Source organism: Spirosoma fluviale (genome assembly GCF_900230225.1).
GTDB classification, from domain to species: Bacteria; Bacteroidota; Bacteroidia; order Cytophagales; family Spirosomataceae; genus Spirosoma; species Spirosoma fluviale.
Genome location: NZ_OCNH01000007.1, coordinates 156,834 through 169,218, shown reverse-complemented (window position 1 = coordinate 169,218; position 12,385 = coordinate 156,834). Strand labels below are relative to the sequence as shown.

General features: G+C 47.9%; 10 protein-coding genes. 4 read left to right on the top strand and 6 right to left on the bottom strand.

Annotated elements, in window-relative coordinates; translation table 11 throughout:
- Positions 1 to 996 carry a patatin-like phospholipase family protein gene (locus CRO74_RS27285; RefSeq protein WP_097130788.1) on the bottom strand — a complete coding sequence of 332 codons (996 nt, stop codon included), beginning with the start codon at positions 994 to 996 and terminating at the stop codon, positions 1 to 3.
- Between the two features lie 246 nt (positions 997 to 1,242).
- Here CRO74_RS27285 and CRO74_RS27280 point away from each other — a divergent pair, with 246 nt between their 5' ends.
- Positions 1,243 to 2,217, top strand: coding sequence for a polyprenyl synthetase family protein (locus CRO74_RS27280; protein ID WP_097130786.1), 975 nt, complete (start codon positions 1,243 to 1,245; stop codon positions 2,215 to 2,217).
- 77 nt (positions 2,218 to 2,294) lie between these two features.
- On the opposite strand, the gene CRO74_RS27275 is transcribed toward CRO74_RS27280, so the two are convergent.
- Entirely contained in the window at positions 2,295 to 3,122 is an 828-nt protein-coding gene (locus CRO74_RS27275; protein ID WP_097130784.1) for a sterol desaturase family protein, read from the bottom strand.
- A 201-nt stretch (positions 3,123 to 3,323) separates the two neighbouring features.
- Between CRO74_RS27275 and pafA the strand changes: the two genes are divergently transcribed.
- A complete protein-coding gene (gene pafA, locus CRO74_RS27270) occupies positions 3,324 to 5,012 on the top strand; it encodes an alkaline phosphatase PafA (protein WP_097130782.1) in 1,689 nt (562 codons plus the stop codon).
- An 89-nt stretch (positions 5,013 to 5,101) separates the two neighbouring features.
- On the opposite strand, the gene CRO74_RS27265 is transcribed toward pafA, so the two are convergent.
- On the bottom strand, positions 5,102 to 5,866 hold the full coding sequence (locus CRO74_RS27265) for a biotin--[acetyl-CoA-carboxylase] ligase (protein WP_097130780.1): 765 nt from the start codon (positions 5,864 to 5,866) through the stop codon (positions 5,102 to 5,104).
- Positions 5,867 to 5,975: 109 nt separating this feature from the next.
- Between CRO74_RS27265 and rsfS the strand changes: the two genes are divergently transcribed.
- Positions 5,976 to 6,371: a ribosome silencing factor gene (gene rsfS / locus CRO74_RS27260; protein ID WP_097130779.1), complete on the top strand. Its 396-nt coding sequence runs from the start codon at positions 5,976 to 5,978 to the stop codon at positions 6,369 to 6,371.
- A 146-nt stretch (positions 6,372 to 6,517) separates the two neighbouring features.
- Positions 6,518 to 8,548, top strand: coding sequence for an ATP-dependent zinc metalloprotease FtsH (gene ftsH, locus CRO74_RS27255; RefSeq protein ID WP_097130777.1), 2,031 nt, complete (start codon positions 6,518 to 6,520; stop codon positions 8,546 to 8,548).
- Positions 8,549 to 8,596: 48 nt separating this feature from the next.
- Here the strand turns inward: ftsH and CRO74_RS27250 are convergent, their stop codons facing one another.
- From CRO74_RS27250 to CRO74_RS27240, 3 genes are all read right to left on the bottom strand, one after another.
- Positions 8,597 to 9,088: a metallophosphoesterase family protein gene (locus CRO74_RS27250; protein WP_097130776.1), complete on the bottom strand. Its 492-nt coding sequence runs from the start codon at positions 9,086 to 9,088 to the stop codon at positions 8,597 to 8,599.
- A 65-nt stretch (positions 9,089 to 9,153) separates the two neighbouring features.
- The gene (locus CRO74_RS27245) at positions 9,154 to 10,854 is read right to left on the bottom strand and encodes a fatty acid--CoA ligase (protein WP_097131143.1); all 1,701 of its coding nucleotides are present in this window, start codon (positions 10,852 to 10,854) and stop codon (positions 9,154 to 9,156) included.
- Positions 10,855 to 11,045: 191 nt separating this feature from the next.
- Complete coding sequence (locus CRO74_RS27240) at positions 11,046 to 12,287, bottom strand: NupC/NupG family nucleoside CNT transporter (protein WP_097130774.1); 1,242 nt, start codon at positions 12,285 to 12,287, stop codon at positions 11,046 to 11,048.
- Positions 12,288 to 12,385: the final 98 nt, after the last annotated feature.

Here is a 12,385-nt window from a genome sequence, read left to right as displayed (position 1 = left end):
TCAGGTCAAACTGGCCGGATTCCCGGTTTTTCGATTTTGCTTGAGCATGTCTGTTCCGGCCTGATAGCCCTGAACAATCATTCGGCCAATATCGTCGGAGGTAAACTTCATGAGATTCAGGGAAAGTGGCTCGGTGGGGCGGATAATCGTTAATTCCAATTCCCGTCCGTGGAGGTGTTCCCGGTTGGCAAAGCGTTCGGCCCAGGCAATGTCATTGTTAACCAATTGGTTGACCGTAATATCTTTGACCCTGTCCATGAGGTTCAACAGGTTTCGGTAGTTAAACTTTTCGTTATAGATTTTCTTGGCGTGACACGCGACACAGGCAATTTCCGTAGCGCCGTCTTCGATAGCTACCCGCAGGGGCGCTACCTCCCGTAAGCCTCCATCCAGAAACGCCCGCCGATGGTCGCCCCCGATTTGCACGGCCGGCATCAGGAACGGAAGGGAACTGCTGGCAAACACATAATCCAGGAAATGAGGGTCATGGGCATCGGCATAACACATGTCACCTTCAATAATATCGACGGCCCCAACTTTAAGTTTCACCGGACCAGTTTTTAGTGCCTCAAAGTCTATCGTATTTCGAATCAGGTTCTGGATAGGGGAGTTGTCCAGTAACCCATCAAAACGACTCATAACCGTGTCGTAGCCCATTCGAAAGCGAGAACGGATAACGGCTACATCATCGGGTTTTGTGATGTTCCGAATCCAGAATTCAATCAAAAACTTACCAACTTTTACCCAGTCTACGTGGCCGGTTGACGCCTGCTGACGGGCGGCTTCATGGGCAATGAATGTAGCGTTCAGGCTACCCACCGAAATGCCATAGAGCTGGTCTGGCACATAACCCGACTCAAAAAGAGCCATGACGGCTCCTACCTGAAATGCACCTTTAAGTGAGCCACCACCCAGGACGAGGGCGCGCATGGCTAGATGAGGAGTCGTTGAAATGGCTGCGGGATGTGGAAGGGGCGGGGTGGGGTTGTCAATCATAGACACCTATAGCAGGTAGCGTTATAAGATCATAAGTGTGGAAAGTTGATGTTTTTCAATTAATAATCAAAACGAATTGACACACGGATAGTTATGAAACTGACGCCATGTTTTCTAAAGCGCTTTTTCGGCGTCTGCTCTTTCCTTACTATACTTGCTGGAAATTTAGCCGATAGTCATTTATTATAAGGCAATAGCCTGCGCTTCCTGCTGATTGACTACCGCTATTGACTGATATACTTCTTCATGGCTATTACCGTCGCCGAGATACAAGCCCCGATTGCTGCTGAAATGGAACTGTTTGAGCAGAAGTTCAAAGGGCAAATGAAAAGCGACGTCATGCTGCTGGACCAAATCATGAATTACATCGTGAAGCGGAAAGGCAAGCAATTGCGTCCAATGTTTGTGTTCCTGATGGCCGGTGTTTGCGGCTCCATCACCGAAGCTACTTACCGTGGAGCGTCGTTAATTGAATTACTCCACACGGCCACGCTCGTTCACGACGATGTGGTCGACGAGTCGAACTATCGTCGGGGATTTTTCTCTATCAATGCGCTTTGGAAGAATAAAGTAGCCGTATTAGTGGGCGATTATTTGCTGTCGCGCGGGCTGTTGCTATCGGTCGATAACAACGACTTCGACCTGCTCCGGATCGTTTCTACCGCCGTGCGCGAACTGAGCGAAGGTGAATTATTACAGCTTTACAAAGCGCGTCGGCTGGATATTACAGAGGATATTTATTACGAGATTATTCGCCAGAAAACGGCTTCGCTCATTGCTGCCTGTTGCGCCGTAGGCGCAAGGTCGGCTGGTATTGCCCCGGAAATTGTTGACAAGGCGCATGCTTTTGGAGAGAAAGTTGGCATTGCCTTTCAAATTAAAGACGACTTGTTCGACTATGGTACGGCCGAAGTAGGAAAGCCGCTGGGTATTGATATTAAAGAGAAAAAGATGACCCTACCGCTCATCTACGCCTTGAACAAAGCGGGCTATCTCGAAAAACGCCGGATCATCAACATCATCAAAAACGAAAGCGGGAAGCCCAAAAAAGTCAATGAAGTGATAGAGTTCGTGAAAAATTCCGGTGGCATCGAATACGCTACCAAAGCCATGAACCATTATGTTGCCCAAGCGCAGGCACTACTAAACGACTTCCCCGATTCTCCTTATCGGTCCTCCCTACACAAGCTGGTGCAATACACAATTGATCGGAGTAAGTAGGTTGGTATAGTATTAGGAGCGAGAAGCGAGGAGTGAGGAGTTGCTGACGCCGGTAGTATTTGCGCGTTAGCAACTCCTCACTCCTCACTTCTCGCTCCTAATACTGCTTTCTCACTCCTCGCTCCTAATACCGCCTTCTTACTCTTCTCCCCAAACAACCGATGGAAGTCCGGGCTTTCGGTGTTCATCCATTTATCCCAGAAGGTGAAATAAAGGCCGTAGTTGAACCTGAACTGCGTATGATGCAGACTGTGGTGGGTGGCACCAATGAGCCATCGCCCCAGCCAGTGCCGGTTAAAATCCTGCGGGTAAATTTCCGTATTCAGGTGATTTATAGCGCTCGACATGGTCATGATCATCAAAATAAGTCCCACCGCTGATATGTGCAGCGGTAAAATAAATGTCAGCGCCGGAATAACAATAGCCTGTAACGTACTTTCGGTAGGATGAAACGAAAAGGCTGTCCACGGGGAAGTTGTAATGCTGTCGTGGTGGGTTTTGTGGACCAGTTTATAAACACCCGGCCAATGCATCCATCGGTGTAGCCAGTAATAATACGTTTCATGAATGAAAAGGACTAACATAATACTGGCGGGGTACCACAGTAACGGGTAGGCATGTATATCGGTGTAGATTCTGGTATAACCTAGCTGATAAGCGTAAATAATCCCAATAGCAATAGCCGTGAAGATCAGCGATGTAATAACAGACCAGCCAATCTCGCGCCAATCCTGTCCAGCTTTCCGGGGGCGTGTCTGGACGGCCCGATGAGCGAACTGCTCTTTCAGGGAAACTTTGAATAACCACCAGAACGCTAATGAAAAGAGAACGTAGCGTCCGAAAATAGCTATAAAGAAAAGTAAAGCCGTCAGCCCTACAGTGGCCGGACTCGTTAGGTGAATCATAGAACGCAAAAAACTTATCTGTCAGGTTAACCTGCCAGCACAACCGTGTTAACGAATAGCTAACTGATAATCAATACGGCTAATGGGGCTATAAGGTTTCATTAAAATGAGTTAACTGTCCCTTAATTTAGTCCGTTCGCTGACCGGGTAATTTGTTTGTACATTTGCTGAAGTCTCTCAATTATTCCATAAAAACGGCTTATGCGCCTGATTATCCCTGTCTTGCTGGTGGCAATGGTCACCACAGCAACCCTGGCACAACCTAAGAAAACGGTTCCGGGTACAGCAAAAATCGTTACTTCTGCTCAACAACCGATGCCGGGCAAACGGCTTGCCAAACCTAAACTTGTTGTTGGGATTGTGGTAGACCAAATGCGTTATGATTACTTATATCGGTATTATGATAAGTTTGGTTCGGGTGGTTTTCGCCGTATGATGGACGGCGGGTTCAATGCCCGAAACAATCATTACCATTATGCTGCTACGTATACCGGCCCCGGTCATGCTGCCATTTATACCGGTTCGGCCCCCGCGCTAAACGGAATCGTCGGGAATGATTTTTACGAACGAAACATTGGTCGTCTGCTCTATTGTGCTGAAGATACAACCGTTAAAACGGTCGGAAATACGGGTACGGCAGGCAAAATGTCGCCCCGTAACCTGCTGGTAACCACCATCGGCGACCAGTTAAAACTCGCCACCGACGGTCGGGCGAAGGTCATTGGGATTGCTTTAAAAGACCGGGGAGCCATTTTGCCCGCCGGTCACGCGGCCAACGCGGCTTACTGGTACGACTCCAAAGATGGTAATTTTATCAGCAGTACATTTTACCAGAACGAATTGCCGCAATGGGTGCAGGCCTTCAATGCCCGAAAATTATCTGACAAGTACCTAAGCCAGACGTGGGAACCATCGTTGTCTCTGAACCAGTATACCGAAAGTACGCAGGATGACGAACCTTACGAGACCGTACTGGCGGGTGAGACAAAGTCTGTTTTTCCTCACGGGTTTGCTATTCAGGCTGGGGGAAGCAAATATGAGCCATTGCGAACAAGCCCCTATGGGGATGAAATTACCAAAGAGTTTGCATTGGCAGCCCTGAAAGAAGAGAAACTGGGTCAGGGAGATGTAACCGATATGCTATGCGTTAGCTTTTCGTCTCCCGATTATGTTGGACACGCTTTTGGTACCCACGCTATTGAAACGGAAGATCAGTACCTCCGGCTCGACCACCAGTTGGCTGATCTATTCAACCAGCTGGATGCAAGCGTTGGCAAAGGTCAATGGGTGGCGTTTTTGTCGGCCGATCATGGTGTGGTCGACTCACCCGGCTTTCTACAGCAGAACCGGATTCCGGCCGGAGTACGAGGTTATGGCGAGATTGGTGACGCCGTAAAGTCTACGCTTGAAAAGGCATATGGGCCGGGACAGTGGATGCTCTCGTACATGAATCAGCAAATCTACCTCAATCATGCTTTGTTGACCGAGAAGAAAATAGCTATGCAGGATGTATATGAACTGCTTCGTTCGATGTTGCTTAAGCAAAAGGCGGTAGTAAATGTCGTTAATCTGCATAATCTTGGCGCAGAAGCTTTGCCTGAATTGCAGGAAAACCTGTTCCGGAATGTGTATCATCCTAACCGTAGTGGTGATTTCTATGTTATGCAGCAACCTGGCTGGCTGGAGGGGCGCAGCAAAGGCACTACTCACGGCACCACCTATGCTTACGATACACATGTACCCTTTTTGCTCTATGGCTGGGGCATTCGGCCGGGGCAAACCCTGCGCCGGACTCATATTCATGACATTGCGCCAACCATCACTGCATTACTCGGTCTGCTGGAACCCAGCGGCTGCATTGGCAACCCGGTTGAGGAAGCGATTAAGTGAGGAGTGAGTGTTAGGAGCGAGGAGTGAGGAGTTGCTTACGCGCAAATACTGCTGGCGTCAGCAACTCCTCACTCCTCGCTCCTAATACTTCATATAGAAAAACTTACTTCTTTAAAGCCAAAATAACGAACTTGGCCGTTGGCATTGATGGCCAGGCGACCATTAGGATCTATCCCAATAATAGTACCTCTAAAGGCCTGCCCTTCGCTTTCAAAACTGTGTTCTTCCTGGAAGCGGTAGAGTATTTGTAGATAATTAATCTTTAGCGTGTCGCGCTGGCCAGATCGTAACTGCAAATAGCGCTGTTCCAAAGTCTCACAAAGTCGGCTGAGCAGGCCGGGCAGGTCGTAGGTATTTGGTAAAGGAGCCAGGGCTTGTAAGGAGGTGGCGGTTGAATAACCGAACTCTGTCTGATTCACGTTAAGCCCTATGCCTACCACCGACCAGGCAATGCTATAGCCGTGCAGCGTATTCTCAATTAAGATTCCTCCTAACTTTTGATCGCTGACATAAATGTCGTTCGGCCATTTGATGCGAAGCGCCGACCCAACAAGTGGTTGAAGCGCATCGTATATGCCCAATGAAATGGCCATATTCAACCAGAATTGGTCCTTGGCCATCAAAAATCCAGGCTTAAGAAGTAGAGAGAAGGTAAGATTTTCACCCGCTTTCGCTTCCCACTGATTCCCGCGTTGCCCCCGCCCAGCGGTTTGATTGTCAGTAATGACAACTAGTCCTTCATTTGGGTCGATTTGTGCAATCAAAACGGAAGCTTCGTCGTTAGTTGACTGACAGCTTGGCAGGTATTGGAGAATTTGTCCAATAAAAAGCGTTTTGGGATGGATTTTGTACAAAATAATATATAATTTAGTAGTATAGAGAGCTAGTGAATGGTGCTGAGGAACTCCTCTTAATGATTATGTACCCGCTGACTGGCTTATCGTGCAATGTTAAACCGAAAGCATGAGAATTAACAAAAATAGTGAGTTTACAGCCGAGCAGATACGTGACTTCGTCGTTCGGGGAATGCAGGAGAAAAAAGGGCAGGATATTGTTGTCATGGACCTGCGGAAAGTAAAAAACGCAATCTGTGATTATTTCGTCCTTTGTTCGGGTAATTCGGACACACAGATTGATGCTATTTCGACTTCCATCGAAGAAGAAGTTTATAAAGCAAGTAAGCAAGACCCCTGGCATAGAGAAGGAAAGCTAAACCGGGAGTGGATTTTGCTGGATTATGTGGATGTAGTTGCTCACGTGTTCAAGAAAGATAGACGCTCGTTTTATGATCTTGAACAGCTTTGGGGTGACGCTGAAATCAGTCTGATTGCCGACAATGACCTGGCGGTAGCCTCCTGAGGAAAATTTAGTCTGGCTGTTTAAACATAGCATTTAAACGGGCCGTTTATGGGGCTGACAAACCGTTTGTCCTAACCGTTTCGCGATAGAAACAATCAACCGCAAAACGGTGTTACCCATGTAATCCGTTAGTACAACCTGAGGAAATGGCAGAAAATAATAATAGAAATCCGTTAGTACCCCGTGGTGGGCCACGTAAACCTAATTTCCAGGGCTGGATTGTTGCGTTGCTGATTGCCGCGATTCTTGGCATTACATTCTTTAACAGAAGTTCAGCTACCCAGGATATATCGCAGAAGCAGTTTGAGCGTATGGTCAGAGATCATGAGGTTGCTGAAGCAATCGTCGTGAACGACAAAATCGCCGAAGTGACGCTTACGCAGCAAGCCGCTCAGAGTCCCAGATACAAAAATCGATTTGCCGATAAGCCTTATTTCGGAAACAACCAGGGTCCTCATTTTCAATTCCAGATTGCTTCTGGCGAAACGTTCAAAAAGGATTTGGACCAACTTCAGCAAGGGCAGCCTGAAAATGAAAAGATCGACCTTAAGTTTGAAACCCGGAGTGACTTTGGTAGTATCATTAGTACCTGGGGTTTCCTGATCGTAATGATTCTGGCCATGTATTTCCTGCTCGGACGTATGTCTGGAGCCGGTGGTCCGGGTGGTCAGATCTTTAACATTGGGAAATCTAAAGCCGCTTTATTCGATGCAGATAACAAGGTAAAGATCACGTTCAATGACGTTGCGGGCCTCGATGAAGCGAAGGAAGAGATCAAAGAGATTGTTGATTATCTGAAAAATCCAACCAAGTTCACGAAACTTGGGGCAAAAATTCCTAAAGGTGCTTTGCTGATAGGCCCTCCGGGCACAGGTAAGACCCTTTTGGCCAAAGCCGTTGCTGGTGAGGCTGGTGTTCCTTTCTTCTCGCTGTCGGGTTCGGACTTTGTTGAGATGTTCGTTGGGGTTGGTGCAGCCCGGGTGCGCGACCTGTTCAAACAGGCAAAAGAAAAAGCACCTTGTATCATCTTCATCGATGAGATTGACGCGGTAGGCCGTTCACGTGGTCGTGGCTCGATGCCCGGCGCTAACGATGAACGGGAAAACACCCTCAACTCATTGCTGGTAGAGATGGATGGCTTCGCTACCGATTCAGGTATCATTATTCTGGCCGCCACGAACCGTCCGGATGTACTGGACCCCGCTTTGCAGCGTCCAGGTCGTTTTGACCGCCAGATAAGCATTGACAAACCAGACATTATTGGTCGGGAGGCTATCTTCCGGGTTCACTTGAAACCAATTAAGCTGTCTACGGATGTTGATCCGAAAGAACTGGCTGCACAAACGCCTGGTTTTGCCGGTGCAGAGATTGCCAACGTGTGTAATGAAGCCGCTCTGATTGCTGCCCGCAGTGATAAAGAGGCCGTTGATATGAAAGATTTCCAGGATGCAATGGATCGGGTGATCGGTGGTCTGGAAAAGAAAAACAAGATCATTTCTCCGGAAGAAAAAGAGATTGTGGCGTATCACGAAGCGGGTCACGCCGTGGCAGGCTGGTACCTCGAACATGCGGATCCCCTTGTGAAGGTGACGATCGTACCACGCGGTGTAGCTGCTCTTGGTTATGCACAATACTTACCCCGTGAGCAGTACCTATACCGTACTGAACAACTTATGGACGAGATGTGCATGGCGTTGGGCGGTCGTGCTTCCGAAGACCTGATCTTTGGTAAAGTGTCGACCGGTGCGCTGAGCGACCTAGAGCGGATTACTAAGCTTGCTTATAGCATGGTGACAATGTACGGAATGAACGACAAAATTGGTAACGTATCATTCTACGATTCCAAGCAATCGGACTACAACTTCAACAAGCCTTACTCGGAAGAGACGGCTAAGCACATCGATGAAGAGGTTCGTAAGATTGTTAGTTTGGCTTACGACCGGACGAAAAATCTGTTAACCGAACACCGTGACGCTCTGGAAATTCTGGCCAAGGAACTACTCGAAAAGGAAATTCTTTACCAGAATGATCTGGTTCGCCTGATTGGAAAGCGACCATTCGAGCGTGAAACGGTTTATCAGGCCTACAAAAATAAAGGGGTAGCTGAAGAGGTAAAAGAGGAAATCGGTAAGGAATCAAAGCCTGCCGAAACTGAACCGGAATCGCTTCCCATTTAATGGGATAGAGTAAAGTAAAAAGGGTCTCCTGTTCACAGGAGACCCTTTTTACTTTTTACCCAGTTCAATGGCCTGCATATCCAGAATGCGACCTGCATCGAGAGAAAACCGGATAGCGGTACGCATTTTATGAAAACCTGTTTTACCTGCTGCACCGGGGTTAATGAAAAGCAGGTTATTCATGGTGGTGTCGCGAACAACTTTAAGAATATGCGAATGACCGCAGATGAAAATATTGGGCGGATTGTCCCGTAAAAGTGGTCGGATTGTCGGATTGTAACTAGGGGGCGTTCCACCGATGTGCGTCATCCAGATGTCGAACCCTTCTAGTGCAAACCGCTGATTTAATGGCAATTCGGTTGATTCCATGTCAATATTGCCGCTAACGATTCGTAGCGGTCGAAACTGCCTTAAAGCATCGGCCACCGCAACATTTCCTACATCTCCGGCATGCCAGATTTCATCACAATCTTCGAAATGCGTGAAAATCTGCGGGTCCAGGTAGCTATGTGTGTCGGATAAAAGTCCGATTCGAATCATACTGTATGTGATTAATAAGTTGGTAAGTCAGTAAGTGGCTTGCGCGCCGGCACTGACTTGCCGACTTACTCACTTACTTTACCCAAAATTAGCTCTTTCATTTCGCTGCGGATCTTCTTTTTGTCGATTTTACCAACACTGGTTTTGGGAATCTCGGCAACAAAAAGTATGCGGTCCGGGACATACCATTTGTGCAATTCGCCCCGTTCGACTTTTGCCTGTAAACCGGCTTTGATGCTTTCTGCTTGTAAAGTATAGCCTGGTTTCAGAACGATCAGCGCATGAGGACGCTCACCCCAGCGGTCGTCCGGTAAACCAATTACAGCCGATTCGGCTACCCCCTCAATTTGTGATAATACATCTTCCATATCCAGCGAGGATACCCATTCGCCCCCGGTCTTGATAACATCTTTGGTGCGATCAGCGATCATCACCCAATAGTCGGGCGTGATACTGGCTACATCGCCCGTATGAAGCCAGCCGCCTTTCCAAAGTTCAGCTCCTCGTTCGGGGTCATCGTAATAGCCCTGAGTAAGCCACGGACCACGTGCAACAATCTCACCCAGCGAATGGCCATCGTGTGGAACAAAGTTGCCGTCATCGTCCATCAATCGCATCTCGATAAACGGAGATATACGACCGGCACGGGTGCGAAGTTCGATCTGATCCTCTGGCGATAGCTTTTGCTCCTGCTCATTCAAATACCCTACGGCCATTACGGGAGCCGTTTCCGACATACCATAGCCCGACATTACGGTAATGCCCAGTTCTGTTGCCGCTTTGGCCAGCCCTTTTGTTAGTGCCGAGCCACCAATCAACACTTTCCACCGATTAAGATTCTGCTTGAATTTTGGCGCAGCCGGGCTGCTGACCAGAATATTCAGGATAGTGGGCACACAGTGCGATAGGGTAACGCCTTCCGTAATGAGCAGTTTAAGCAGTAGTTCGGGCTCATACCGGCCCGGATAAACCTGCTTTGCCGACATCATCGTTGCCAGGAACGGAAAACCCCAGGCATGGACGTGGAACATGGGTGTAATAGGCATATACACATCAGTGGAGCCCTTAAACGGCATGGCTTCATAACCGATGATGTACGTCAGGAGCCCCATCGTATGCATGAATAATTGCCGATGGGAAAAATAAACACCTTTCGGATTTCCTGTTGTGCCAGTTGTGTAAAAGGTGGTTGCCCAGGTATTCTCGTCGAAGTCCGGGAAATCGTACTGGTCTGAAGCTCCTTTCAGAAGCGACTCATACTCACCGGCGAACCCCTCGGGGATTTCCGAAAGATTACTTGTGTCCGACGTTCCTGTATAAACCTTGTCACTTAGAACAACATAGGTTTCAACCGTGGTCAAGTGAGGCTTTATAGCAGCCAGAATCGGGAGAAAATCCTCGTGAATGAAGACGACCTTATCCTGGGCGTGATTCATGGTATAAAGAATCTGCGATGGAGATAACCGGATATTTATCGTGTGCAGGATAGCACCGGCACTGGTTACGCCTAGAAAACATTCGAGATAACGGTGACTATCCCAATCCAATACGGCGACTGTATCGCCCGGTTTTACGTCCAGATCGGTCAGTACGTTTGCGAGCTGCCGGACACGCTGATTAAACTGATAATAATTCATCCGAAATAGGTCCCGATAAACTATTTCGCGCTGGGGTTCATATTTGAGCGACTGCGCAAGCAGATTTTTTATGAGTAATGGGGGCTCATGGGCTTCGGTAGTGCGGGGGATAAGCTTTGTCTGAATCATAATAGCCTGACTGTATGTGTAAATAAACGGATAATCCGAAGGTAGAATTGAATAATGGAAAGAAAAAATGGTATCGTATAAAAAGGCAATACCTGACGGGCGCAATTCTTTTGGGCCATAAAAAAAGCCAGCTGATCTGCAAGATCAGCTGGCTAAAGGCATTGATTTTAGTACGTGTAAAACACGGCTTGTTATAAGAGCAATCCAGCTATAGTAGCCGACATATAGCTGGCCAGTGTGCCACAAATGAGTGCTTTAAATCCAATACGGGCCAGGTCGCTTCGGCGTTTTGGAGCCAGTTCGCCAATACCACCTACCTGAATGGCGATGGAGCTAAAATTGGCAAAACCGCAGAGGGCAAAACTAACGATCGCAATCGTTTTAGGGTCGAGTGTTTGTTTGATCTTAACGAGGTCCAGATACGCAACAAATTCGTTGACCACCATTTTAGTGCCCATCAAGGCACCGGCTGCTTCGATGTCTTTAGCCGGTACGCCCATAGCCCAGGCAAACAGGGAGAAAAACTTGCCGAGCAGGTAGTTAAGGCTGAGAAAATCGACGTCGAAAATGTAGAAGCCTATCCGGAACATAAAACTATCGATCAGCGCAATCAGGGCTATAAAACCAATCAGCATGGCCACTACATTAAATCCCACTTTTAGTCCTTCGCTGGCGCCGGCGGCAATGGCATCGAGCAGATTCGCGTAAATTTTCTTGATTTCAACTTTTACTGTCCCCTGGGTTTCCGAGACCTGGGTTTCCGGCATCACGATTTTACTGATGACCAACGCCCCCGGGGCGGCCATGATGCTGGCCGCCAGCAAATAAGGAGCGGGTACACCCAGTGAGATATAAACAGCAAGTACTCCTCCGGCAATACAGGCAAACGAGCCGGTCATACTGGCCAGAAGTTCAGAGTTGGTCATGCCATTGAGATACGGCTTGATCATAATCTGCGCTTCTACCTGCCCAACAAACGTACTGGCTACGTTGGATAACGCTTCGGCCCCGCTAACGCCCATCAACCATTTCATTGCTTTGGCCATCACGGCTACAATGCGCTGCATGATGCCTAGGTGATAAAAAATATTGACCAGAACGGCTACGAAAATGATTGTTGGAACGACTTTAAAGAAAAAAATGAAGTTGTTTCCGGGACCAAAGGCTTTGCTAAGAATATCCGGCCTTACTAGAGATGAGAAGACAAACTCGGCACCAATATTGGCCTTTTGCAGCAAACGGTCAACATAATAGCCCAGACCCTGAAAGAGACGCTGGCCTATATCCGTTTTTAAAACGAAAACCGCCAGGCCAAACTGAAGAGCAAGACCCACCCCAACAGTACGGTAATTAATAGCTTTACGATTATCAGACAGGGCATAAGCGATGCCCAGAATTAAAACAATGCCAATTAGGCCGGTAAAACGCTCCATTCAGTGACGACACAATTACAGTTAGGTTGGCGAAGATACAAAAAGAAGGGATGGGACGAACTCATAAAAGAATAGGGAAAACAAAAGGGGCAGATTTG

What these genes read in the sequence shown, in the direction of transcription:
- CRO74_RS27240 (WP_097130774.1), bottom strand. Translation starts at nt 12,287, where the DNA reads ATGGAGCGTTTTACCGGCCTAATTGGCATTGTTTTAATTCTGGGCATC.
- ftsH (WP_097130777.1), top strand. Translation starts at nt 6,518, where the DNA reads ATGGCAGAAAATAATAATAGAAATCCGTTAGTACCCCGTGGTGGGCCA.
- CRO74_RS27245 (WP_097131143.1), bottom strand. Translation starts at nt 10,854, where the DNA reads ATGATTCAGACAAAGCTTATCCCCCGCACTACCGAAGCCCATGAGCCC.
- rsfS (WP_097130779.1), top strand. Translation starts at nt 5,976, where the DNA reads ATGAGAATTAACAAAAATAGTGAGTTTACAGCCGAGCAGATACGTGAC.
- CRO74_RS27250 (WP_097130776.1), bottom strand. Translation starts at nt 9,088, where the DNA reads ATGATTCGAATCGGACTTTTATCCGACACACATAGCTACCTGGACCCG.
- CRO74_RS27275 (WP_097130784.1), bottom strand. Translation starts at nt 3,122, where the DNA reads ATGATTCACCTAACGAGTCCGGCCACTGTAGGGCTGACGGCTTTACTT.
- pafA (WP_097130782.1), top strand. Translation starts at nt 3,324, where the DNA reads ATGCGCCTGATTATCCCTGTCTTGCTGGTGGCAATGGTCACCACAGCA.
- CRO74_RS27285 (WP_097130788.1), bottom strand. Translation starts at nt 996, where the DNA reads ATGATTGACAACCCCACCCCGCCCCTTCCACATCCCGCAGCCATTTCA.
- CRO74_RS27280 (WP_097130786.1), top strand. Translation starts at nt 1,243, where the DNA reads ATGGCTATTACCGTCGCCGAGATACAAGCCCCGATTGCTGCTGAAATG.